At 65.4% G+C, this 22332-nt stretch carries 23 protein-coding genes; 13 read left to right on the top strand and 10 right to left on the bottom strand.

The window, feature by feature from the left end:
• The first annotated feature begins 94 nt into the window (after positions 1-94).
• Positions 95-1381 carry a glycosyltransferase family 2 protein gene (locus MUG95_RS00435; protein WP_247009101.1) on the top strand — a complete coding sequence of 429 codons (1287 nt, stop codon included), beginning with the start codon at positions 95-97 and terminating at the stop codon, positions 1379-1381.
• Between the two features lie 42 nt (positions 1382-1423).
• Entirely contained in the window at positions 1424-1951 is a 528-nt protein-coding gene (locus MUG95_RS00430; protein ID WP_247009100.1) for a gamma carbonic anhydrase family protein, read from the top strand.
• Between the two features lie 27 nt (positions 1952-1978).
• On the opposite strand, the gene cutA is transcribed toward MUG95_RS00430, so the two are convergent.
• The 3 genes from cutA to MUG95_RS00415 all read right to left on the bottom strand — a co-directional run bounded on the left by cutA (position 1979) and on the right by MUG95_RS00415 (position 2782).
• Positions 1979-2281 (bottom strand): divalent-cation tolerance protein CutA, encoded by a 303-nt coding sequence (gene cutA, locus MUG95_RS00425; RefSeq protein ID WP_247009099.1) that lies wholly within the window; start codon positions 2279-2281, stop codon positions 1979-1981.
• 49 nt (positions 2282-2330) lie between these two features.
• The gene (locus tag MUG95_RS00420) at positions 2331-2492 is read right to left on the bottom strand and encodes a hypothetical protein (RefSeq protein WP_247009098.1); all 162 of its coding nucleotides are present in this window, start codon (positions 2490-2492) and stop codon (positions 2331-2333) included.
• A gap of 110 nt (positions 2493-2602) precedes the next feature.
• Positions 2603-2782: an HEWD family protein gene (locus MUG95_RS00415; RefSeq protein WP_247009097.1), complete on the bottom strand. Its 180-nt coding sequence runs from the start codon at positions 2780-2782 to the stop codon at positions 2603-2605.
• 87 nt (positions 2783-2869) lie between these two features.
• Here MUG95_RS00415 and MUG95_RS00410 point away from each other — a divergent pair, with 87 nt between their 5' ends.
• From MUG95_RS00410 to MUG95_RS00400, 3 genes are read left to right on the top strand one after another with little or no spacing between them, the layout of a single operon-like run.
• Entirely contained in the window at positions 2870-3466 is a 597-nt protein-coding gene (locus MUG95_RS00410) for a YbhB/YbcL family Raf kinase inhibitor-like protein (protein WP_247009096.1), read from the top strand.
• Between the two features lie 49 nt (positions 3467-3515).
• A complete protein-coding gene (locus MUG95_RS00405; protein WP_247009095.1) occupies positions 3516-4070 on the top strand; it encodes a class I SAM-dependent methyltransferase in 555 nt (184 codons plus the stop codon).
• 46 nt (positions 4071-4116) lie between these two features.
• Positions 4117-4572 carry a DUF7992 family protein gene (locus MUG95_RS00400; RefSeq protein ID WP_247009094.1) on the top strand — a complete coding sequence of 152 codons (456 nt, stop codon included), beginning with the start codon at positions 4117-4119 and terminating at the stop codon, positions 4570-4572.
• 19 nt (positions 4573-4591) lie between these two features.
• Here the strand turns inward: MUG95_RS00400 and MUG95_RS00395 are convergent, their stop codons facing one another.
• Positions 4592-5041 (bottom strand): acyl-CoA thioesterase, encoded by a 450-nt coding sequence (locus MUG95_RS00395; protein WP_247009093.1) that lies wholly within the window; start codon positions 5039-5041, stop codon positions 4592-4594.
• A gap of 93 nt (positions 5042-5134) precedes the next feature.
• On the opposite strand from MUG95_RS00395, the gene MUG95_RS00390 reads away from it, so the two are divergent.
• Genes MUG95_RS00390 through purM form a run of 3 tightly spaced genes read left to right on the top strand, consistent with a single transcriptional unit; the run spans position 5135 to position 8318 of the window.
• Positions 5135-6694: a TraB/GumN family protein gene (locus tag MUG95_RS00390; RefSeq protein ID WP_247009092.1), complete on the top strand. Its 1560-nt coding sequence runs from the start codon at positions 5135-5137 to the stop codon at positions 6692-6694.
• Complete coding sequence (locus MUG95_RS00385; protein ID WP_247009091.1) at positions 6691-7290, top strand: zinc metalloprotease; 600 nt, start codon at positions 6691-6693, stop codon at positions 7288-7290. The genes MUG95_RS00390 and MUG95_RS00385 overlap by 4 nt, the downstream gene beginning before the upstream one ends.
• A 41-nt stretch (positions 7291-7331) precedes the next feature.
• The gene (gene purM, locus MUG95_RS00380; RefSeq protein ID WP_247009090.1) at positions 7332-8318 is read left to right on the top strand and encodes a phosphoribosylformylglycinamidine cyclo-ligase; all 987 of its coding nucleotides are present in this window, start codon (positions 7332-7334) and stop codon (positions 8316-8318) included.
• 4 nt (positions 8319-8322) lie between these two features.
• Here purM and MUG95_RS00375 read toward each other — a convergent pair whose 3' ends face one another.
• The 3 genes from MUG95_RS00375 to MUG95_RS00365 are packed head-to-tail and all read right to left on the bottom strand — an operon-like array spanning position 8323 to position 9455.
• Positions 8323-8502 (bottom strand): hypothetical protein, encoded by a 180-nt coding sequence (locus tag MUG95_RS00375; protein ID WP_247009089.1) that lies wholly within the window; start codon positions 8500-8502, stop codon positions 8323-8325.
• Between the two features lie 4 nt (positions 8503-8506).
• Entirely contained in the window at positions 8507-9049 is a 543-nt protein-coding gene (locus MUG95_RS00370; RefSeq protein WP_247009088.1) for a CBS domain-containing protein, read from the bottom strand.
• A 37-nt stretch (positions 9050-9086) separates the two neighbouring features.
• On the bottom strand, positions 9087-9455 hold the full coding sequence (locus MUG95_RS00365) for a DUF555 domain-containing protein (RefSeq protein ID WP_247009087.1): 369 nt from the start codon (positions 9453-9455) through the stop codon (positions 9087-9089).
• A 283-nt stretch (positions 9456-9738) separates the two neighbouring features.
• On the opposite strand from MUG95_RS00365, the gene MUG95_RS00360 reads away from it, so the two are divergent.
• The 3 genes from MUG95_RS00360 (at position 9739) to MUG95_RS00350 (ending at position 12436) form a co-directional block, all read left to right on the top strand.
• Complete coding sequence (locus MUG95_RS00360) at positions 9739-9915, top strand: hypothetical protein (protein WP_247009086.1); 177 nt, start codon at positions 9739-9741, stop codon at positions 9913-9915.
• A 65-nt stretch (positions 9916-9980) separates the two neighbouring features.
• Positions 9981-11645, top strand: coding sequence for an ATP-dependent DNA ligase LigA (ligA, locus tag MUG95_RS00355; RefSeq protein ID WP_247009085.1), 1665 nt, complete (start codon positions 9981-9983; stop codon positions 11643-11645).
• Positions 11646-11683: 38 nt separating this feature from the next.
• Entirely contained in the window at positions 11684-12436 is a 753-nt protein-coding gene (locus MUG95_RS00350) for an MBL fold metallo-hydrolase (RefSeq protein ID WP_247009084.1), read from the top strand.
• Here the strand turns inward: MUG95_RS00350 and MUG95_RS00345 are convergent, their stop codons facing one another.
• Complete coding sequence (locus MUG95_RS00345) at positions 12437-13543, bottom strand: DNA topoisomerase IV subunit A (RefSeq protein WP_247009083.1); 1107 nt, start codon at positions 13541-13543, stop codon at positions 12437-12439.
• On the bottom strand, positions 13540-15924 hold the full coding sequence (locus MUG95_RS00340) for a DNA topoisomerase VI subunit B (protein WP_247009082.1): 2385 nt from the start codon (positions 15922-15924) through the stop codon (positions 13540-13542). Before MUG95_RS00340 ends, MUG95_RS00345 begins: the two co-directional genes overlap by 4 nt.
• 155 nt (positions 15925-16079) lie before the next feature.
• Between MUG95_RS00340 and gyrB the strand changes: the two genes are divergently transcribed.
• Together gyrB and gyrA are read left to right on the top strand one after the other, a co-directional pair.
• Positions 16080-18005, top strand: a complete 1926-nt coding sequence (gene gyrB, locus MUG95_RS00335; RefSeq protein WP_247009081.1) for a DNA topoisomerase (ATP-hydrolyzing) subunit B — start codon at positions 16080-16082, stop codon at positions 18003-18005.
• Positions 18002-20482 (top strand): DNA gyrase subunit A, encoded by a 2481-nt coding sequence (gyrA, locus tag MUG95_RS00330; RefSeq protein ID WP_247009080.1) that lies wholly within the window; start codon positions 18002-18004, stop codon positions 20480-20482. The genes gyrB and gyrA overlap by 4 nt, the downstream gene beginning before the upstream one ends.
• Here the strand turns inward: gyrA and MUG95_RS00325 are convergent, their stop codons facing one another.
• On the bottom strand, positions 20483-22309 hold the full coding sequence (locus MUG95_RS00325) for an acyl-CoA dehydrogenase family protein (RefSeq protein WP_247009079.1): 1827 nt from the start codon (positions 22307-22309) through the stop codon (positions 20483-20485).
• Positions 22310-22332: the final 23 nt, after the last annotated feature.

Raw genomic sequence — 22332 nt, 5'->3', positions numbered from 1 at the left:
GCCATTCGCCGGTACGAGGCGGCGGTGTCGGGATGGTCAATCGGTAAATACATTTAGCGTTCTCTCGACACTTCGCACCGGAGGCGTTGTATCGATGAGAGTCATACGGCGATGGCTGGACCGTCTGGGGTTTCTGGGCGTTTCCAGCGGCGTGTTCGTGTTCGGCTTCGTCCAGGGGACTTACCCCCTGACGTTCCGTCTCGACCTCGCGTTCATCGTCCTCGGTGTCGTCCTGTTGCAGGCCGTCGTGTCGAGTCTCATGTTCGCTGGGTTCATCTCGACGTCGACGGCCGCGTTCCTGTGGACCCTCCGGTCGGAAGACCGGTCTCCGCCCTCCCGTGTCGGCCCCTCGGTCACCGCCATCGTCCCGGTGTACGGTGACGCGAACGTCCTCGACCGAAGCGTCGAAAGTCTGCTCGCAACCTCGTACGAGGACCTCGACGTGTGTATCGTCTGTGAACCGGACGACGAGGCGAGCAAGCGGCGTGCGAGCGAACTCGCTTCGCACCCACGCGTCTCACGCCTCGTGAACACACGCTACCCCGGGTCGAAGGCGGGTGCGATCAACTACGCTGTCGAGGAGACAGACAGCGACCACGTGGCCGTCTTCGACGCCGACGAGCGCGTTCACCCCGAGTTCGTCGGGACGGCCGTCGAGCGACTGGGCGAGTGCGACGTGGTGCAGGGACGGACGGTCCCAGAACCTGACGGCGTGGTGGAAGAGCTAGCATACTACGAATCGGTCCTGTTGAGTTACGTCAGCCGACGGTTGCTGTACCTCGTGACGGACTTCCGAATGGCTGCCAGCCGGTCGGTCGTGATGCGTCGGGCGGCCATCGAGCGTGTCGGCGGTTACGACACGGCGATGCTAACCGAAGACTTCGACTTCGCCTACGATTGCTACAAGGCGCGGTTGGACGTTCGCGAGCAGTTGACCTGCCCGTCGCGCATCGAGGCGGCACACACGCTGTCGGACTGGTGGGGCCAGCGCAAACGCTGGATGACCGGCTACGCGCAGGTACTCCACAAGCTACTCGCAACCGCCCGGCCGCTGACGGACTACCGGAACCTCACCTCGGCGGCCATCTGTGCCGGCACCCTCGTGGGAAGCCTGTTGATGCTGTCCCTCATCTCGAAGTTCGGCGTCCTCGTCCTCGTGGGCGCGCGCAAACTCGCGTTGCTCCCGCTGGTCGTCGTCGTCGCGTCGACGGCCGTCGTCCGAGTCCACGACTGGTACCACGACACCGTCAACAAACTCGGGTGGGCGTGGCTCGTCGTCCCCTTGGTCCTCCCGCTGTACAGCTTGACGGCAATCAAGGCACTCAGCGAGTACGCCCTCTCGTGGGACGGCGACTGGTATCAGGTCGAGAAGGGGGCTTGAGACACGCAGTTTTATGCCGTCGCCGCGAGTCCCGACCACGAGATGATACGGTCTTTCGACGGCGTCGAACCCGACATCGCCGACTCAGCTTACGTCGACCCCGAGGCGACGGTTATCGGCAATGTCACGATAGCGGCGGAGGCGAGCGTCTGGCCCGGGGCAGTTCTCCGGGGAGATCACGGGGAAATCGTCCTCCGCGAGGGCGCGAACGTCCAAGACAACGCGACGCTCCACGAGGGCGTCGAACTCGGCCCGTACGTGACGGTCGGCCACAACGCCATCGTCCACGCGGCGACGGTCGGTGAGCGCGCGATGGTCGGGATGGGGGCCATCGTCCTCGACCGCTCGACCATCGGGGCCGAGAGCCTCGTCGGCGCGAACAGCCTCGTCACCGAGGGGACGGACGTTCCCGAGTCCGTGCTCGTCGCCGGGACGCCCGCCGAAGTCGTCAAGGAGGTCGAGGACTCGCCGTGGGCCTACGCGGGCGACCGCTACGTGCAACTGTCCCGGGAACACGCCGACTCCGACGAGGTCGTCGCGCAGGACCACATCCCCGAGACGGACGAGTGAGGGGGTGCGCGCGGTGTCACACGCCGGTTACTCGGTGGCACGGGCGCGCCAGTCGGCGAAGGCGTCGGCGATGTCGGCCTCCTCGAACCGTTCGATACAGGGCACGTCGTGTGGATGCAGGTCACGGACGCGGGCGACGAGTTCCTCGTAGCGGTCCGCAGTCGTCTTGGCGAGCAACACGGTTTCCGGGTCCTCGTGGACGGTTCCCTCCCAGCGATAGACTGACTGGCACGCCACGCGGTTCACGCAGGCGGCGAGTCGCTCCTCGACGAGGGTCCGCGCGAGTCTTTCGGCGTGGTCACGGGGTGCGGTGATGTACACTGTGGGCACGCCGTAGTCGTCGCGTCGTCGGAAAAAACGCGTTGTGGTTGCCGCCCGGTCAGAGTTCGACCGCGCCGACCCAGTTGTCCCGGCCGTCGTCCGGGCACCAGTGACGGTGATTGTGGGCACAGTTTGCATCGAGTACCCACCCACACGAACAGTTCTGGTCCTGTGACCGGTCGGTGAGTCGCCCCCGGCAGAGTTTGCATCGACTCCGCATACGCCGCTGTCTCGGCTAAAGGGGCATAAGTCGTATTGGCGATGACGGGAGATGTTCCCGTTCGAACAGCACGGGAACCGAAACGGCGAACGGACTGCCGCCGAGTCCCGTCACCCCTCGAAGGGGTTGTAGTTGCCGTTGATGTCCCACTCGTGGAGGCAGTGGGGGTTGCCGACCGCTTTCTCACCGTCCTCGGTAGCGATGACCCACGCACACGTATCGGCGTCCCACACGTCGTGCCGACCGCACCGTTCGCAGACGCGCTCGCCGGGAGGAATGACCTCTGCCATACCAACACGTTGGCCCGGCAGGCGTAATGAACCTCCCGACTCCTCGCGACCCGTACCTTGAGGTGTCGCGGCAGCGAATCCGAATCCATGCCGACTCGTCGTGCAGTTTTCGGCTGCGTCACGGGTGCTCTCTGCACGCTCGCCGGGTGTACCACGCTCGACGGTGGTGACGGCGTGGACACCGCTGACCCGGCGACAACCGTCGATTCGGGGTCGGACACGCGCCTCACCTCGTCGGCGTTCGCGAACGGAGAGACGATACCGACGAAACACACTGGCGACGGGGCGGACGTGTCGCCGCCGCTGTCGCTCGCTGGCGTTCCCGGGGCCATCGCGTCGCTGGCCCTCGTCGTCGACGACCCGGACGCACCCGACGGAACGTTCGTCCACTGGCTCCTCTGGGGACTTCCGCCCGAGACGAGGGAGATTCCCGAACACGTCCCGCAGGCCCGGCGCGTCCCGTCGCTCGGTGACGCCCGACAGGGGACGAACGGGTTCGGCGAGCTCGGCTACCGCGGTCCCCGGCCGCCGGAGGGGGACGGACCACACACGTACCGGTTCACCCTCTACGCCCTCGACTCGACCGTCAACGTACAGGCCGGCGCGCGACGCCGGGCACTGTCGAATGCCATGGCGGAGTCCGTCGTCGCCACTGCCCGACTCACGGGAACCTACGAGCGGTGAAACGACGGCCCGCCGTAGCGTTAAGCGGGTCGGGCACGTCGTACCGAGTATGGGCTTTCACACGTTCCCGGTCGAACGCGCCGACGCGCTCGAAGACCGGTCACGCTACGAGCATCTCTCCGTGGACGAATTGCTCGGACTGCTCGCACCGGACCCCGAGGACGTAGTGGCGGACCTCGGGAGCGGGACGGGATTTTACACCGACGACGTGGCACCGCACGTCGGTCGTGTCCTCGCTATCGACGTTCAGCGAGCCATGCACGACCGATACCGGACGAAGGGCGTCCCGGAGAACGTCCACCCGCTCACCGCCGTCGGCGACGCGCTCCCGGTCCGGGACGGGGCACTCGACGCCGTCTTCTCGACCATGACCTACCACGAGTTCGCGGGCGAGGCGGCGAGTGCGGAACTGGCCCGCGTCCTCGCGCCGGACGGTCGTCTCGCCATCGCGGACTGGAGTGCGGCCGGCACCGGCGCGGACGGGCCACCGGTCGCCGAGCGGTACGACGCCGCGACGGCCGCCGACCACCTCGAAGCCGCCGGGTTCACCGTCGAACGGGCGACGGACCGGCGCGAGACGTTCGTGCTGGCGGCCAGCGTGTAGTCGGCAGTCACAAACAGTTTTGCTTCTGTAGGCACCCATCTCCGGTATGGGTATATCGGCAGACGTGCCGCAACCGCCGACGTTAGAGGCATTCGACCCCAACGAGTACGAGGACGCGGAGGTCGTCGGTGATACGGACTACCGGCGCGACGAGATAGAGGCGTTTCTCCGGGACGGGGCGTGGCGGTCGGCCTTCGAGGAGTGGGCCGCACGGACGGAGGTGACCGACGAGGAGTTCGAAATCGTCCGTGACCTCGAGTTGCTCTCACAGTTCGATTTCTTCTGGGATTCACACGCCGACCGCGTCGGCTACCACGCGCCGGGACTCCCACAGGACTGGAAAGAGCGCGACATCCACCCGGATATCGATTCGTGGGGGACCACCTCGGCCATCAACGCGGGACTGACTGAGTTGGGTCAACTCGTCTGTGAGGTGCTGAAAGAGGAGTACATCGACTGGGAGACGGACTACGAACCGCCGGACGACTTGCCGGACTTCTGAGCCTCGCCGGTGGGCACCGTCAGTCAGAGTGCGTCTCGTCGCTCGCGCGAGCGGCGGCCAACAGTTCACGCCCGCGTTCGCTCTCGGTTTCGAGTTCCGGCACCGGCACCGAGTCGGCGTCCTCGTCCACGGCGACGTACACGAGGTGGGACTCGGTGGTCAGTTCCGTCTCGTCGGTTTCGATGTGTTCGCGATACACCCGACACCGGACGCGGATGCTCGTCTCGCCCGCGTCGTAGACGTAGCTCTCGATAAGTGCGGTATCGCCCACGGGGATGGGGCGGCGGAAGTTCACCTGCTCCATCCGGGCGGTGACGACGTTGCTCCCGGCGAAACGCATCGCCGCCATCGCGCCCACCTCGTCCATCCACTTCGTGACGTTCCCCCCGTGGACCGTCCCGTGGGTGTTGGCGTGGTGTGGCTGTACGATCTCTCGGTTCTCGATGTGTGTGTCCATCAGCGCGGCCATGCGACCGGCTTCACTGTCGGGGCGAAAGAAGGTGCCGACACCGCCCGGAGTGTGCCGACAATCGTAAACCGGGCGGTTGTCTACAAGCCCCCAATGAGCGAACGGTCGGCACCGACGCCGAATCCACCGGGACAGCCGTCGGGGGAAGGGGACGTGACTGTCCTCGGGACGGCACACGTCTCACAGGACAGTGTGGATGAAGTCGAGCGGACTATCGAGGAACAACGGCCGGATGTCGTCGCCGTCGAACTCGACGAGGGGCGGTACCGTCAACTCAAGGGCGAGACGCCCGACGACATCGAGGCGAGCGACCTGCTCGAAGGCAACACGGTCTTTCAGTTCCTCGCGTACTGGTTGCTCTCGTACGTGCAGGCGCGACTCGGCGACCGCTTCGACATCAAACCCGGTGCGGACATGATGGCCGCAGTCGACGCCGCCGAGGAACACGGCCTCGGCATCGCGTTGGTCGACCGGGACATCCAGACGACCATCCAGCGGTTCTGGAAACGTCTCTCGGGACTGGAGAAACTGAAACTGGTCGGCGGCCTCCTGACTGGTGCAGCTGACCCCGCCGTCGCGGGGCTGACGCTCGGGATGTCGCTGGGCCTGATTCTAGCCATCCCCGTCGAGATTCTGGCTGGCCCGCTGGTGACGGGTGCGGTGACCGTCCCCGGCAGCCTCGGCGTCCTCGGTGGCGTGGCTGGCGTGGTACTCACCGTCCTCGACGGCCTCATCGTGGCCGTGGGCATCGGGGCCCTCGTGGGAGTCCCGTTGGCCGCCGCGTTGGCGGTTTCGACGGAGGGGACGGACCCGGCAGAACTCGACCTCGAAGAGTTGACCGACGCGGACGTGGTGACGGCGATGATGGAGGAGTTCCGTCGGTTCTCGCCGGGCGGAGCCGAGGCACTCATCGACGAGCGTGACGCCTACATCGCACACAACCTCGTCCGCCTCCGGTCTGCGGGCTACGACGTGTTGGCCGTCGTCGGCGCGGGCCACCGCGAGGGGATTCAACGCTACCTCGACGACCCCGACAGCCTGCCCCCGATGGAGTCTCTGGTCGGGACAGAACAAGGGAGTCGCTTCTCCCTGTTCAAACTGTTCGGCTACCTGTTCACGGTCGGGTTCGGTGTCTTCTTCGTGTTGCTCGCTATCGCCGTCGCGACGGGCGTCGAAGGGGCCTCGACCGGCTTTCTCGTTCGCCTGTTCGGGGCGTGGTTCCTCATCAACGGTATCGTCTCGTTCTCGCTGGCGAAACTCGCGGGGGCACGCTGGTCCAGCGCGACTGTCGGCGGGGCCGTCGCGTGGCTGACGAGCGTCAACCCGCTGCTCGCGCCCGGGTGGTTCGCGGGCTACGTGGAGTTGCGGTACACGACGGTCAACGTCGGCGACATCAAGACGCTCAACGAGATTCTGAGCGACGAGGAGGCTCCCATCGGCGAGCTAGTCTCGCGACTGCGAGCGGTCCCGCTGTTTCGGCTCATCCTCATCGTCGCTATGACGAACATCGGGAGCATCATCGCGAGCGCGATGTTCGCGGCGGTTCTGCTGCCGATTATCGCGGCCGACGTGGGTGGCATCGAGGGTGTCGTGCGACTGATGGTACAGGGTGCCCAGAACAGCGCGACGCTCATCTGGGGGCTCGTGACGTGAACGTCACGTTCAGCGGGCGGGAACTGCTCGATTTGGCCGCGGCGTGGGTCGCACTCAGTGCCGCCTTCGCATTGCTCATCGGCGGCGGCCCGAGCGTGTTCCTCTCCGCGGTGGCGGTTCGGTGGGTCACGCTCTCGCTGCTCACCGTCGGCGTCGGCTTCCTGCTGCACGAACTCGCACACAAGGTCGTCGCCATCCGCTTCGGCAAGCGCGCCGAGTTCCGGGCGGACTACGGGATGTTGTTCGTCGCCGTGGCCGCCGCGCTCGCCGGTTTCTTCTTCGCCGCACCGGGCGCGGTGTATCACGCCGGGTACTCGACGGAGCGACAAAACGGCCTCATCGCGCTGGCCGGTCCGGTGACGAACATCGCCCTCGCCGTGGTGTTCGCACCGCTCGCGTTCCTCGCCAGCGGCTTCGTCGGAACCGTCGGTCTGTTCGGCGTCGGTATCAACGTCTTCCTCGCCGGCTTCAATATGATTCCGTTCGGTCCGCTGGACGGCAAGACGGTTCTGTCGTGGAGTAAGCCAGTCTTTCTCGCCATCTTCGCCCCTTCCGCGGGGCTGTCGGTGTACATCCTCTGGCAGGTTTTCCTCTGAGGACCGACGCGCTTTTGCGCCCGCCACGCCCCCACTCGGACATGACCGAGGACACCGACGACGAGGAGGGGCTGACCTACGCCGAGAGCGGCGTGGACATCGACGCCAGCGAGGCGGCGACGGCGGCACTCATCGGTGCGACGGAGGGTTTCGAGGGTGACTTCGCGGGCCTGCTCGACATCGGCGACCGCTACCTCGCGCTGGCCGCCGACGGCGTCGGGACGAAACTCCTCGTGGCCGAAGCCGCCGACGACTACTCGACCATCGGTATCGACTGCATCGCGATGAACGTCAACGACCTCGTGGCAGCAGGGGTCCGACCGGTCGCCTTCGTCGACTACCTCGCCGTCGAGAAACCCGACGAACGGACGAGCGAGGAAATTGGCGACGGACTGGCCGCGGGTGCAGAGCGGGCGGACGTGGCACTGGTCGGCGGCGAGACGGCGGTCATGCCCGACGTCATCAAGGGGTTGGACATCGCGGGAACCTGCGCCGGTCTCGCGGAGAAGGGCGCGCTGTTCCCCGGTGAGGCCGACCCCGGCGACGCGCTCGTGGGCTTTCCGTCCAGTGGCATCCACTCGAACGGCCTGACACTCGCCCGCGAGGCGGTGACGCGGAACCACGAGTACGACGACCCGTTCCCGCCGAACTCCGAGCGGACCATCGCCGAGGAACTCCTCGAACCGACGCGCATCTACACGGACTTGCTCGACACGCTCAGAGAACACGACACACACGCCGCGGCCCACGTCACCGGTGGCGGGTGGACGAACCTCTCGCGGATGGGCGCGTTCCACTACGACATCACCGACCCGTTCGACGCCCAGCCAGTGTTCGAGTTCGTGCAGGCGGAGGGGAACGTCGCCGACGAGGAGATGCACCGGACGTTCAACATGGGGACCGGGTTCGTGGCGGCACTGGCACCGGACGACGCCGAGGCAGTCGCCGCGGCGACTGACGGCCGTCTCATCGGCGAAGTCCGGGGGGGTGAGGAATGCGTCGCGGTTCGTGGGTTAGAACTGGCCTGAGCCGTCAGCCCGAGTTCTCGTCGTCATCTCGGAAGAACTGCAGGCCGAACATCCCACAGCCGAGACCGAGAGCAGCCAGAATCACGCGTGACGCTACCGAATCGACCGCCAGCACACCGCCGAGGAGGGTCAGGCCGACGAGTATCCAGCCGATACCGCCGTAGAAGGTAAGCGGGTTCCGCATTTGCTTACGAGAGGTTCGCCGCCACGTCCGCGTCGGTGATGATACCCGCCATGTCGCCGTTCTCGATGACGATGACCGCCTCGTGGTGGTCGAGGTGGGTGTCCACCTCGTCCACAGTGGCGTCGGCAGTCACGGTCGTGATAGACTCACGCATCACGTCGGCGATGGGGAGGTCACCCGGGTCGTCGTCGTCGGCGTGGCGGATGTCGCTGTGGCCGACGATGCCGACGGGGTAGTTGTCCCGGACGACGGGCAACTGTGAGTACCCCTCTTGGTCCATGATTTCGATGGCTGTGTTGACGCTGTCGTCGGGTTCGACGCTGTAGACCGGACTGTGCATCAAATCAGACGCGCGGAGAATTCCGCTCTCGGCCTCTTCGAGGGCGTTGACGATGCGCCGGAGCGTCGAGAGCCGCGGGTCCACGTCTTCGCCCTCGATGCGAGCGATGAGGGGTTGTGACACGTCCGCCCGGTCGGCGAGTTCGCTCTGGGTCAGTTCGAGTTCCGTCCGCCGCTCACGTAAATCGGCGGGCGTCGGCAGTTCCATACTGCCGGATTACCAGAGGTAATACAAAAAGCTTCGGTCAGGCGTCGGCGTTCGGTTCGTCTTCCTCGGCGAACTCGACGGTTTCGACGACTTTCAACGGGACATCGCGGAGCGCGCCGCCGACTTCACTCTTGGCGATGCGCTGGGCGTGTTCGGTACTCTCGGCGTTGAAGACTTTCATCTCCAAGACGAGGCCGACCAGCGCGGTGTCGGCGGCGACGAACGCGGAGTCGAACGGCTCCCCACAGGCGGGACAGCCGGTCGCTCCGACTTCCACCTCGACGTAGTCGAGGTCCTGGTCGTTGAGCCGCTTCCCCGCCTCGCTGACGGCCACGCCGATGGCGTCGTCGATGTCGTCTACGTCCCGAACCAACCACGCCGCCTCCATCGCCACGAGATAGTTCATACTACCCCTTCCAGCCCCCAGCCTATCGTGTCTTGTGATTTCCGTCGCCGCCGTCGCCCCGTGCGCACGTCACGCCGATGTTGGTCATAACTTATGGCTCCCACGGGCGTTGATTACCCACCGATTACCATCGGCGCGCCCGATACCCTCCGAGAACTGTCATAGCCCAACCTCGAACGAAACCACCAGACAGCGGCACCCCTTAACCGATAAAAAGAACATTATGATTTCTTAGCTATGAGAAATTTTAAATACTGGTGTCGTCCGTGGTTAGCCGAAGACAATGGCAACTCGCCTGTACCGCGGCGCGGTGTTCGCACTGTACCAGTTGAGCCTCATGCTCGCCATCATGCTGTTGCCCGTGGCACTCGTGGCCCGGCGTGCCGGAATCACGCTCCCCATCCACCGGGCAGTCGAGCGTTTCGGAGACGCCTACGAGGCGACGGCGGACAGCCGCTAACCGCACAGTAGCGACGGACTCGTTCTTCGGGCGATTTATTCCACCCGAGAGAGTAGCCGCCGCCGATGGAGTTCGCCGCCTTCGCCGAGGACGCCGCCGCCATCGAGGCGGAGTCCGCGGACCTCGCCATCGTCGAGTCGGTGAGAGACCTCTTCGAGGCGGCGGGCGAAGACCTGCCGACGGTCACCCGCTTCGTGCAGGGCCGGGTGTTCCCGGCACACGAGTCGACGACGCTCGACATCGGACCGGCACTGTGTTACGAGGCCATCGCCCGCGCCGCCGGGCAGAACGTCTCCGCCGCCGATGTCGAGTCCCGAGTCGCGACCGTCGGTGACGTAGGCGAAGTCGCGGCCGACTACGAGTTCGGCGGACAGCGCGGACTCGGGTCGTTCGGCGGCGGCGGCCGCGAAGCCCTCACCGTCGGCGAGGTGGCGGCCGAACTCGACACGCTGGCTACCCTCGACGGCAGTGGCAGTCAGGACCGCAAACTCGACGTGCTGTTCGGCCTGTTCAACCGGACCGACCCGGACGAAGCGCGCTATCTGGCCCGCATCGTTCTCTCGGAGATGCGCATCGGCGTGGGCGAGGGCACCGTCAGGGACGCCATCGCGGCGGCGTTCGACGTGCCGATTGAGGCGGTCGAACGCGCCCTCCACGTCTCGAACGACTACGGCCTCGTCGCGACAGTCGCCCGAGACGAGGGCGAAGACGGACTCGACGACATCCACCTCGAAATCGGTCGTCCGGTTCAGGCGATGCTCGCACAAGCGGGAACCGTGAGCGAGGCACTCGGGGACTGGGGCCGGGCCGCCGTCGAGTGGAAGTACGACGGCGCGCGGGTACAGGTCCACTACGACGGCGACTCCGTCTCGCTGTACTCCCGGAACATGGAGGACGTGACCGACCCGCTCCCGGAAATCGTCTCCTTCGTCGAGACGAACCTCGGCGCTCCGGCCATTCTCGACGGCGAGGTGGTCGCCGTGGACGACGACGGCGACCCGTTGCCGTTTCAGGCGGTCCTGCGTCGGTTCCGGCGGAAACACGACGTGGCGAAGGCCCGGGAAGAGGTCGAAGTCGAGTTGCGGGCGTTCGACTGTCTCCACGCCGACGGCGAGGACCTGCTGGACACGCCACTGACCGACCGCCACGACCGACTCGGCTCGCTGCTGTCGGCGGGCGTCGCCGAGGTGGCCGTCACCGACGACCCCGACGAGGTGGCCGCGGTGGAGACCGCGGCACTCGACGCCGGACACGAAGGTATCATGCTCAAAGACCCGGAGTCGACGTACTCGCCGGGACGACGGGGCAAACACTGGCTCAAGCGCAAACCCGACGTGGAGACCCTCGACCTCGTGGCCACGGGTGCGGAGTGGGGTGAGGGGCGGCGTGCCGAGTTCCTCGGCACGTTCGAGCTGTCGGTCCGAACACCCGACGGGTTCGAGACCATCGGGAACGTCGCGACGGGCATCACCGACGAGGAGTTGGCCGACCTGACCGACCTCCTCGAACCACACGTCCGAAGCGAGGACGGGCAGACGGTCGACGTCGCCCCCGCCGTCGTCTTCGAGGTGGGGTACGAGGAGATTCAGACCTCCCCGACGTACTCCTCGGGGTTCGCGCTCCGCTTCCCCCGGTTCCTCGGCGTCCGTGCGGACAAAGACCTCGAGGACGCCGACTCGCTCGCACGCGTCGAACGACTGGCCGACCACGCAGCGACCGGCAGCGACTGACCGATAGGGACTTTCACTCGGCGACGCTACGCGCGTCCATGACAGTTCACTACGATGGATTGCAGGTGGAGTGGTTGGGGTACGCGACGGTCCGACTCCAGTCCTCCGACGGCACCGTCGTCTACGTCGACCCCGGTCGCTACGGTGTCTTGGACGACGACGCACGGGACGAGGGTCCTACGAGCGAAGCGAGTGGGGCCTCGTCGGGCCAGTGGTCCGACGGCGATTTGGTCTGTGTCTCCCACGCCCATCACTACGACCCGGAGGGTATCCGTCGGGTCGCGAGCGAGGACGCGACGGTGCTGGTGTACGACGCGGTCCACCACAGCGAAACCGACCGCGACGTGACGCCCGTCCACGACCTGCCGTTCGACACCCGGCGGGTGAACACGGAGGCGAACGTGGTCGTCGACGGCGTCATCGTCCACCCCATCGAGGCGTACAACCACGCCGACGGCCCGCACACCCGGCCGGACGGGACGCCGATACACCCGGAAGGGTTCGGCTGTGGCTTCCTCCTCGACATCGAGGGGACCCGCGTGTACTTCCCGGGCGACACGGACGTCCTCGACGGGTTCGGGGAGCTGAACGTCGACGTACTCCTCCCGCCCATCGGCGGCACCTACACCATGGACCGCGAGGGTGCCGCCGACCTCGCGGAACTGCTGACCCCGGACCTCGTCGTCCCGGTCCACTACGATACCTTCGAGGAAATAGAGGCGGATGCCGACGCGTTCGCCGCCGACGTAGCGGGACGTGGCGTCCCGGTCGCGCTGGACGACTCGACGTGACTACAGGACCCCCATCGCAGTCAGTCGTTCCGGGAGGTAGGTATCCGTCACGAAGTCCAGACCGCGGGAGGCGAGCGACTGCTGTTCGGCCTTCTTCCCGATGTCCAGTTGGAGTTCTATCTGTTCGCGCCAGTAGTCCGTCTGGAAGCGGGGGTCCTCCAGTTCGGATTCGAGGGCGTTGATGTCGGAGTCGCTGAGCGGGTCGGTCGGGAGGTCGTACTCAACGATGTCGGCGGGTTGGATGCCGATGTACTGGGCGTCGGGGGTGGCGAGGTACTCCGAGAGGTGGGCGGACTTGATAGACCCGTAGGCCACCGACCCGTAGATGCGGTAGGACCACGGGTCGCCGTCGGTAAAGACCGTGACCGGGAGGCCGAGTTCGTCGTGCAGGCGTTTCGTCAGTCGCCGAGTCGCCCGTGCCGGCTGTCCCTTGAGGTGGACGATGAGCGCGTTGTACTCCTCGTCGAACCCGTTCTCCACGAGGCGGTCACGCATCCCACCCGTCTCGACACACAGCACGAAGTCCGCGTCGTTGTCGAGGAACTCGATGGTGTCGGGGTCGTTCGGAATCTGGTAGCCGCCCTCGCCGACGTCTTTCTGACAGTGGATTTCACGCTCGCCACGCCGGGTCTGCTCGCGGATGAACAGCGGCCCCATCACCGTCGCGCCCGACTCCTCGGGGCGCATGTGGAACTCCTCGCGGCGAACGTCCGAGACGATTTCGAGGTCCTCGACCAGTTGGTTCGACTCGTCTTGGCTGTTGAACTGTGCCTCGGTGAGGTCCCACGACTCGCTGAGATAGTAGAGTTCACGCAGCGTCGACGAGCGGTCTTCTTCGAGTTGTTGGGCGAGGAAGTCGATGACGTAGATGGCCTTCAGCAGTTTCTGCGCGCCGCTGACGGTTTTGGCCGTCCGGGTGCTCTGCCGGTCGCCGTACACCCACACGTCCTTGTCCTCGTCGTACTCGATGTTGGCCTTGGTCCGCGTCGGAATCGACATCGTGGGCACGTCGCCCTGTGCGAACTGGTCGTAGAACTGTGCCGCGAGGTCGACGAGTCGCTCCCGCGCGTCGCCCTCGGCCGCCGTGGTGTCGCTGTCGGTACTCATGTGTTCACCGTCAGTTTCTCGTCTTCGATGCCCTCGACCTGCACGTCGAAGGACGCGTCACCGTTCACCTCGTACTCCAAGGTGGCCGACTCACCGGACGGTATCGTCGGCGACCACTTCACGAACCACTCGCCGTCCATCTCGACGACGGTGGCGTCGGCCACGTCGCCGGGGTCCTCGGTCACGATGTCCGTCACGTCCACGTCGGCGTTCGTGCTGTCGTTGTTCTCTATCGTGAGGCGCACGGTGCCGTCCTCGTACGCCCGCTCGACGAGGACGTTGTTCATGATGCGGGCCAGCGAATCGTCGATGTCGAGTTCGCCGTCGCCCGTCACCTCCGCGAGTTTCTCGGCCATCGCCGGGAGAATGTCGGCGAGTTTGTCCTGTTTGCGCTGACGTTTCTGCATCGAGCGACGCTTCTTGAGGAACGACTTCAGGTCGCGGGCTGACTCCCGGATGGCGCGCTCGACTTCGTCCTCTATCTCGGGGACGTTCGCCACCGCGTCTTTGGACTCGCTGGTGAACGGGACGTTCGTAGAGGCGACGTGAACCATGATGACTGCGGGGCCGTTGGGGATGCCACGGCCACCCGGCTGGTCGAGTTTGTAGTTGCGCCAGTTGATGTCCTTGACCACGTCCGTGATGGCACAGGCTCCACGCTGATACACCAGCGGGACGCGGTTGGCGAAGCGCATCACGTTGGATTTCCCGCCGTCCTCTATCTCGCCCCCGTAGGCGATGCCCGTCTCGACGATGAACGGGTCGCCGCCGTGGACAGAGGCGTCCCGCGTCGTGGCCGAATAGAAGTCGGCGTCGAACTCCTTTTTCAGCCCTTCGAGGACGAGTTCCTCGGAGATGGGCGAGAGACAGTCCGTCGGCGGGGCGATGATGTCCGTCTCCCGCATCGACTCGTGGAGTTCACTCGCCGTATCCCGGTCGTCGGCGATGGCCGACACCTTCGGCACGTCGTCGGGGACGGTCCGCATGCGCGCCCACAGCGTCTCGACGACGTTCTCCCGTGCCGTCTCGCCGAAGGTGGCGTCGTCGTACTCCGCCGCGGCGTCGGCCGCGCGCCGGACGAACTCCGCGAGCGCGTCGCGGGTCACCCTGTCACGGGGGTTGTCCTCGGCACCGAACTTGTCCGCGATGCGTTCAGCCAACCCCTGCACGTGGGCGTCGTCCTTGCGTTTGGTCGTCGCCTCGTCCACGAGCGCGTAGATGTCGGCCGTCCGCTCGGCGGTGACTGCCTCCCACGCGGCGGCGACGGCGTTCTCCCGAACGGTGTCGCCGAACGTCGTGCCGTACTCGTCCTCGATGTTCTCGGCGGCTTCGTCTACGATGGCGACGATTTCGGCGTGTGATACGCCATCCTCCCCGTGAATTTGGGCCTTGATACTGTCCGAGAAGTCACGAGTTGCGGCCTTACTCTTGTTCGACGTTGCCGCACTCACGCTGTCTTTAATGTCGGCGTCCTCGTGCGCTTCGGGCGGTCGCCACGCCATCTCGCGGCCGAAGTGGCGGTCACGGAAGTTGTCGATGACTTTCGTGGCCGTCTTGCCTCCGACGCGGGTGAACTCCTCCTGTAGGAACCCCGAGACGGAGTAGGAATCGGTGGCGTCGAGCATCTTCAGGAGCGTCCCGAGTTCGACGCCGTGGGGGTGGGGGCGAATCTCCTCAGTTTCCTCGGGGAGTTGGTCCGTGGCTCGCTCGTGTTTGAAGTGTTCGGCGGGTTCGCGAAGTTCGATGCGGGCGTGGGGGTTGACGACGGCGGTGTGTTTGATGTAGTCGTGGAGTTGGCCGCGGGCACGCATGTTCCCCTCCATCTCCAGTTCGATGCGCGTCCCGTGGGGGCGGTCCCACGTCGTCGTGTCCTCGGACCCGATTTCGGGTTCGTTGGTGTCGGTGTCGATGGTGAGTTCGAAGTATTTGGCCTGCTTGCCTCTGGTACAGCTGGTGATTTTCGCGGGCTTGCCGCTCGTGAGTTGGGAGTAGAGGACGGCGGCGGAGATACCGATGCCCTGTTGGCCGCGCGTCTGTTCGCGGGCGTGGAACCGCGAGCCGTACAGGAGTTTCCCGAACACCTTGGGAATCTGCTCTTTGGTGATACCGGGACCGTTGTCCTCGACGACGAGGCGGTAGTAGTCCCCGACTTCTTCGATTTCGACGTAGATGTCGGGCGGAATCCCGGCTTCCTCACAGGCGTCGAGTGCGTTGTCGACGGCTTCCTTGACGGCCGTCACCAGTGCCCGGGCACCCGAGTCGAACCCGAGCATCTGCCGGTTCTTCTCGAAGAACTCGGCGATAGAGATAGACTGCTGGTCGGCCGCCAACTCCTCGGCGACGGTGTCCCCCTCGGCGAGCGTCGATTGAAACGAGGTCATCCTCTGGTGTCTCTGTATCCCCGCAGGGGTTAAATGTTGCACGCCAGCGTGGTGGAAGTGAAACTGCGACTGTTCAGTCCCCCACTCCACTTTCACACGCGCGCTCGCGTGCGGGGGTTTTATCAGTACCTGTACCTTACGCTGGAGTAGATTTCATGTCTCAGGAGTCAGACTACGGAGCCAGGCAGATACAAGTCCTGGAGGGGTTGGAGGCCGTACGGAAGCGGCCCGCGATGTACATCGGGTCGACTGACTCCCGTGGCCTCCACCATCTCGTCTACGAAGTCGTCGACAACGCCATCGACGAGGCACTCGCCGGACACTGTGACACCATCGAGGTCACCATCCACGAGGACGCCTCCGTCAGCGTCAGCGACGACGGACGCGGTATCCCAGTCGACCAGCACGAAGAACACGACGCCCCCGCGCTGGAGGTCATCATGACTGTCCTCCACGCGGGCGGGAAGTTCGACAACAAGTCCTATCAGGTCTCGGGGGGCCTTCACGGGGTCGGGGTGTCTGTCGTCAACGGGCTCTCGAAGTGGCTCGAAGCCGAGGTTCGTCGCGACGGTGCGGTCTGGAAACAGCGGTTCGACCACGGCGAACCAGAGTACGAACTCGAACGGGTTCGTGACCTCGACGAGGACGAGGAGACGGGGACGAGCATCCGGTTCTGGCCGGACGACGATATCTTCGAGCACACGGAGTTCGAGTTCTCGACGCTGGAGAACCGACTCCGCGAACTCGCCTTCCTCAACTCCGGCGTCGAAATCTCGCTCGTCGACGAACGCGACGGGAGCGAGACGCGGTTCCGGTACGAGGGCGGCATCCGGGAGTTCGTCGAGTACCTCAACGAGACGAAGGAACCGCTCCACGAGGACGTAATTTACTTCGAGGACGAGTCGGAGATAGACGAGGGCGTCGTGCAGTTGGAGGTTGCGATGCAGGGCACCGCCGAACTGCAGGGCTCGATACACGCCTTCGCCAACAACATCAACACACGCGAGGGCGGGACCCACCTTACGGGCTTCAAGACTTCCCTCACGCGGGTCGTCAACGATTACGCCAACGACAACGGGATGTTGAACGACTTGGACGAGAACCTCACGGGCGAGGACATCCGCGAGGGGTTGACGGCCGTCGTCTCGGTCAAACACCCCGACCCGCAGTTCGAGGGCCAGACCAAGACGAAACTCGGCAACAGCGAAGTCAGGGGCATCGTCGAGAGCACGGTTCACGAGCAGTTGACGACCCACTTCGAGGAACACCCGGACACTGCCGACGCAATCATCTCGAAAGCCGTCGAGGCGGCCAAGGCACGGAAAGCCGCCAAGAAGGCCGAAGAGCTGACACGTCGGAAGAACGCCCTCGAATCGACCGCACTCCCCGGGAAACTCGCCGACTGTCAGACCAAAGACCCCAGCGAGTCCGAACTGTTCATCGTGGAGGGGGATTCGGCGGGCGGGAGCGCGAAGCAGGGGCGCAATCCGGAGTTTCAGGCCATCCTCCCGCTCGGCGGGAAGATTCTGAACGTCGAACGACACCGGTTGGACCGAATCCTCGAGAACGACGAGATTCGGAACATGATAACCGCCATCGGGACGGGCATCGGCGACGAGTTCGACATCGAGGACGCGCGCTATCAGCGCATCCTCATCATGACGGACGCCGACGTCGACGGCGCGCACATCCGCACGCTCCTGCTCACGCTGTTTTACCGGCACATGCGCCCGCTCATCGAGGCGGGGTACGTCTACGCGACGCAACCGCCGCTGTACCGCATCCGGTACCGCGGCGAGACGTACGACGCCATGACCGAACAGGAGCGGGACCGCATCGTGGCCGAGGAGTGCGACGGCAACCCCACGCAGGTCCAGCGGTTCAAGGGCCTCGGCGAGATGAACCCCGAGCAGTTGTGGGAGACGACGATGAACCCGGAGAACCGGTACCTCAAGCAGATTACTGTCGAGGACGCGGCGGCGGCCGACAAGATGTTCTCCGTGCTGATGGGTGATGCCGTGGAACCGCGCAAACAGTTCATCAAGGAACACTCGCCGGAAGCGGAGTGGGTCGACATATGAGCTCCGACGTCCCCGACGGACAGGACGTGACCGCCCCCGCGGCGAACGTCGAGCGTGTCCGCGTGGAAGACGAGATGGAACAGAGCTACATCGACTACGCGATGTCCGTCATCGCGGGCCGTGCCCTCCCGGACGTGCGGGACGGCCTCAAACCGGTCCACCGGCGCATCCTCTACGCGATGCACGAGATGGGCGTCTCTAGCGGGTCGAGTCACCGCAAGTCATCCTCCGTCGTGGGGGAGACGATGGGTGACTACCACCCACACGGTGACAAGGCCATCTACGACACCCTCGTGAAGATGGCCCAGACGTTCTCGATGCGGGAACCGCTCGTGGACGGGCAGGGGAACTTCGGGTCGATGGACGGCGACCCCGCGGCGGCGATGCGGTACACGGAGGCCCGAATGAGTCCCATCGCCGAGGAACTGCTCGTGGACATCGAGAAAGACACGGTGGACTTCCAGTCCAACTACGACGACCGCTTGCAGGAACCGGCGGTCCTGCCGGCCGCCTTCCCGAACTTGCTGGTCAACGGGTCGACCGGCATCGCCGTCGGGATGTCGACGAAGATTCCGCCGCACAATCTCCGAGAAGTCATCGACGCGACGATTCACCTCATCGACAACCCAGACTGCGAGGTGGAGGACCTCATCCACACCGACGGAAGTCCCGGCCCCATCGAGGGGCCGGACTTCCCGACGGGCGCGAACATCGTCGGCCGCAACGACATCCACAAGGCCTACAAGACCGGTCGCGGTCGGCTGACGGTCCGTGCCGAGTACGAAGTCGACGAGGAGGACGGCCGCATCGTCATCACGGAACTGCCCTTCCAAGAGAACAAGGCGCGGATGGTCGAGCGCATCGCCGAGAACGTCAACGAGGGGCAGATAGAGGGTATCTCCGACCTGCGTGACGAGTCCGACCGCGACGGGGTGCGCATCGTCGTCGACCTCAAGCGCGGTGCGAACGCCGACGTGGTGGAGAACCAACTGCTGGAACACCACCTCGAATCCACCTTCGGCGTCATCAACCTCGCGCTGGTGGACGGCCAACCGCGCGTCCTGACGCTGAAAGAGACCCTCCAAGAGTACGTCGACCACCGCAAGGAAGTCGTCCGGCGGCGCAGCGAGTACGAACTCGCCGAGGCCGAGGACCGCGCACACATCCTCGAAGGCCGCCTGACCGCCGTCGAGAACGCCGAGGACGTCGTCGACCTGATTCAGAACTCCGAGGACCGCGACGCCGCGAAGGCGACGCTCCGCGAAGCGTACGACTTCTCGACGGAGCAGGCGGCACACATCGTCCGGATGCAACTCGGCTCGCTCACCTCGATGGAGGCCGCCGAGATAGAGACCGAGTACGAGGAGGTCCAAGCCCGCATCGAGCGGCTGAACGAGATTCTCGGCGACGAGAGCGAACTGTTCGCGGTCATCAAGGAGGAACTCCGCGAGATACAGGCCGAGTACGGCGACGAGCGCCGGACCGGCATCGTCGCGGACGACGGCGAGGTGACGCACGAGGACCTCATCCCCCGCGAGGACTGTCTGGTCGTCATCACCGAGGAAGACTACATCAAGCGGATGTCCGTCGAGGAGTTCGAGCCACAGGGCCGTGGCGGCAAGGGCATCATCGGCGTCGACCCCAAGGAGGGGGACCGCGTCCACGAGGTGTTCCGCGCCCACAGCCACGACTACCTGCTCTGTTTCACCAACCAAGGGACCGTCTACCGAATCAAGACCTACCAAGTCCCGGAACTGAGCAGGACGGCGCGGGGCAACCACATCCGCAACGTCGTCACCGGTATCGACGACGACGAGGAGATAACTGCCGTCGTGGGCACCGGCGAGTTCAGTCCCGACAGGTGCCTGACGATGGTCACCCGACAGGGGTACGTCAAGCGGACGTGTACGACCGAGTTCGAGAACATCAACGCCTCGGGTATCATCGCCACCTCACTGGAGGAGGGCGACGAACTCGCCGACGTGGAGGTCACCGACGGCGAACAGGACCTCGTCATCGCCACGCGCAAGGGGATGACCATCCGCTTCGACGAGACGGAGGCCCGGCAGATGGGGCGCACCGCCCGCGGCGTCGGGGCCATCAAGCTACAGGAGGGCGACGGGGTGGTCGGCCTCGTGGCGACCGACGACTCCGACGAGCGGAGTCTGCTGACCGTGACGGAGAACGGGTACGGCAAGCGGACGAAACTGAGCGAGTACAGCCGCCAGTCCCGCTACGGGAAGGGCCTCATCGACATCAAAACCGGGGGCCGGAACGGTCCCGTGACGGACGTGAAAGCGGTCGCGGACGACGACCACCTCGTCGTGATGAGCGCGGCCGGCCAGATAATGCGCATCCGTGCCGGTGACATCTCCACCGTCGGCCGCAACACGATGGGCGTCACCGTCATGGGTCTCGACGAGGGCGACACCGTGGCGAGTGCGACGGTGGTTCCGAACCCGAACGCCGGGGAGTAGTCAGTCGTCGGCCGGGGCCGCTTCGGCCAACGCGTCGGGGTCGAGTCGCGCGTATCGGACCACCTCGTCGAAGCAGTCGTCGGGCATCTTCTCACCGTTCGTGATTCCGCGGGCGGCTCGGTCGGCGAACCGCGTCTCGACGAACCACTCGGCGACGAGGGCGCGGCGGGCGTCGTCCTCGGCGTCGATTTCGTCCTGTGCGCGTTCGAGGAGGAGTGCGGCCGTCACGACCTCGAAGATGTAGTCGGCGAGTTTCTTGGCCTCGTGTTGGGCGTACTCGGGGTCGGCCGTCGCCAGCGAAACCATCGCCTCCTGCAGGGCCTCGAACTCGGATTCGACGGTCGCCGCGAGGTCGGTCAAGTGGGGGTGCTCCGTAGCGGCGAGTCGTTCCCGCACGAACGGGAACAGGGCTTCGTGGGCGGCCTCGCGGTTCAGCACGCGCAACACGTCGAGCGAGAGGATGTTGGAGGTCCCCTCCCAGATTGGGAGGACCTGCGTATCCCGGAGCATCCGCTCGGTGTGGAAGCCGTTGACGTACCCGTTCCCGCCCTGTATCTCACACGCGTACGAGGCCGTGTCGACGGCCATCCGGGCCGTCTTGTACTTCGCGATGGGGACGAGCAACCGCATCAGTTTGAACGCGCGCTCTTCTTCGGGCGACCGTTCGGCGTCCTCGGCGAGGGCCGCCTCGCTCTCCATGTAGTCGGCGTAGTGGCGGGTCGCCTCGAACGTGAAGGCGGCCGCCGCCTCGTAGTCGGTCTGCATGTCCACGAGGTCACGGCGCATCAGCGGGTAGTCCTGAATCGTCTCGCCGAACGCCTCGCGGTCGGCAGCCTGAATCTTCGACTCCAGCAGGGACCGCCCCATCCCGGCGACGGACCCACAGGCGTTCGTGAGTCGCTCGAAGTTCATCATCTCGGCCATCAACTTGAACCCGTTTTCGGGTTGGCCGACGACGAACGCCTCCGCGCCGCGGAACTCGACTTCGCCGGTCGGCACGGAGATGGTCCCGAGTTTGTCCTTCAGGCGGCGGTAGAGTTGGTCGTTCAGGCTTCCGTCGCGCTTGGTGTGGGGGACGAGAAACAGCGAGAGTCCCGCGGTGCCGTCGGGGGCATCCGGGCGGCGGGCGAGTGCCAGCGTCCCCTCGGCGTCGATGTTCGAGCAGAACCACTTCTCGCCGTACAGTTCGTAGACGCCCTCCTCGTCGGTGGGTTCGGCCGTCGTCTCGTTCGCGCCCACGTCGGAGCCGCCCTGCTTCTCGGTGAGGAACATGGCTCCCTCGATGTGGTCCTCGTAGTCACGCGAGGTCAACCGCCGGAAGTAGTCGTCGAGAATCTCGGCGTTCGGGTGGTCCTCGTCGACGTACTTGTCGAGGACGATGGCCGCGCCCGTCGTCATCGAGACGGGACAGACGAACCCGCCGTCGACGTACGAGAGGATGGTCTGCTGGGTGAGGACGTGCTGAAAGCCGAGCGGGTCGTCCCGGTCCGGCGGCGCGTGGAAGATATCGTGCGTGACACCGCGTTCGTAGACGAGTTCGTCGTTCTCGTGCTGGAGCGGGTGGTACTGCACCTCGTTCTGTATCTCACCGTCGCGGTCGTACGTGCGGAGTTCGTGCCCCTCCCGGTCGATTATCTCGGCATTCTCGTCGATGGTGTGGCCCGCGAGTTCGCCGAGGTCGGCGAGTTCCGGCTCCGCCCACGCGAACTCCGCGTCGGGATAGACACGCTCTGCCTCGGCTCTGAGTGTCGGGTCGAGGTCCCAGTAGTTGAGGTCCCGTCCCGCCTCGAACTGACTGTAGTCGATTGGGTCGTCAGACGTTGCCATGACTTGCTGTTGTACCCCGGTGG

Origin of the sequence: Halorientalis litorea (genome assembly GCF_023028225.1) — an archaeon.
Classification (GTDB): domain Archaea; phylum Halobacteriota; class Halobacteria; order Halobacteriales; family Haloarculaceae; genus Halorientalis; species Halorientalis litorea.
Note: the sequence above shows the minus strand (reverse complement) of the source record. Positions and strands in the feature narration are given on the sequence as shown.

Coding starts and splice junctions, on each gene's coding strand:
- MUG95_RS00350 (WP_247009084.1), top strand. CDS start 11,684: ATGACAGTTCACTACGATGGATTGCAGGTGGAGTGGTTGGGGTACGCG.
- gyrA (WP_247009080.1), top strand. CDS start 18,002: ATGAGCTCCGACGTCCCCGACGGACAGGACGTGACCGCCCCCGCGGCG.
- purM (WP_247009090.1), top strand. CDS start 7,332: ATGACCGAGGACACCGACGACGAGGAGGGGCTGACCTACGCCGAGAGC.
- MUG95_RS00340 (WP_247009082.1), bottom strand. CDS start 15,924: ATGACCTCGTTTCAATCGACGCTCGCCGAGGGGGACACCGTCGCCGAG.
- MUG95_RS00390 (WP_247009092.1), top strand. CDS start 5,135: ATGAGCGAACGGTCGGCACCGACGCCGAATCCACCGGGACAGCCGTCG.
- MUG95_RS00360 (WP_247009086.1), top strand. CDS start 9,739: ATGGCAACTCGCCTGTACCGCGGCGCGGTGTTCGCACTGTACCAGTTG.
- gyrB (WP_247009081.1), top strand. CDS start 16,080: ATGTCTCAGGAGTCAGACTACGGAGCCAGGCAGATACAAGTCCTGGAG.
- MUG95_RS00370 (WP_247009088.1), bottom strand. CDS start 9,049: ATGGAACTGCCGACGCCCGCCGATTTACGTGAGCGGCGGACGGAACTC.
- MUG95_RS00375 (WP_247009089.1), bottom strand. CDS start 8,502: ATGCGGAACCCGCTTACCTTCTACGGCGGTATCGGCTGGATACTCGTC.
- MUG95_RS00395 (WP_247009093.1), bottom strand. CDS start 5,041: ATGGCCGCGCTGATGGACACACACATCGAGAACCGAGAGATCGTACAG.
- MUG95_RS00365 (WP_247009087.1), bottom strand. CDS start 9,455: ATGAACTATCTCGTGGCGATGGAGGCGGCGTGGTTGGTTCGGGACGTA.
- MUG95_RS00410 (WP_247009096.1), top strand. CDS start 2,870: ATGCCGACTCGTCGTGCAGTTTTCGGCTGCGTCACGGGTGCTCTCTGC.
- MUG95_RS00420 (WP_247009098.1), bottom strand. CDS start 2,492: ATGCGGAGTCGATGCAAACTCTGCCGGGGGCGACTCACCGACCGGTCA.
- ligA (WP_247009085.1), top strand. CDS start 9,981: ATGGAGTTCGCCGCCTTCGCCGAGGACGCCGCCGCCATCGAGGCGGAG.
- MUG95_RS00325 (WP_247009079.1), bottom strand. CDS start 22,309: ATGGCAACGTCTGACGACCCAATCGACTACAGTCAGTTCGAGGCGGGA.
- MUG95_RS00435 (WP_247009101.1), top strand. CDS start 95: ATGAGAGTCATACGGCGATGGCTGGACCGTCTGGGGTTTCTGGGCGTT.
- MUG95_RS00405 (WP_247009095.1), top strand. CDS start 3,516: ATGGGCTTTCACACGTTCCCGGTCGAACGCGCCGACGCGCTCGAAGAC.
- MUG95_RS00415 (WP_247009097.1), bottom strand. CDS start 2,782: ATGGCAGAGGTCATTCCTCCCGGCGAGCGCGTCTGCGAACGGTGCGGT.
- MUG95_RS00400 (WP_247009094.1), top strand. CDS start 4,117: ATGGGTATATCGGCAGACGTGCCGCAACCGCCGACGTTAGAGGCATTC.
- MUG95_RS00345 (WP_247009083.1), bottom strand. CDS start 13,543: ATGAGTACCGACAGCGACACCACGGCGGCCGAGGGCGACGCGCGGGAG.
- MUG95_RS00430 (WP_247009100.1), top strand. CDS start 1,424: ATGATACGGTCTTTCGACGGCGTCGAACCCGACATCGCCGACTCAGCT.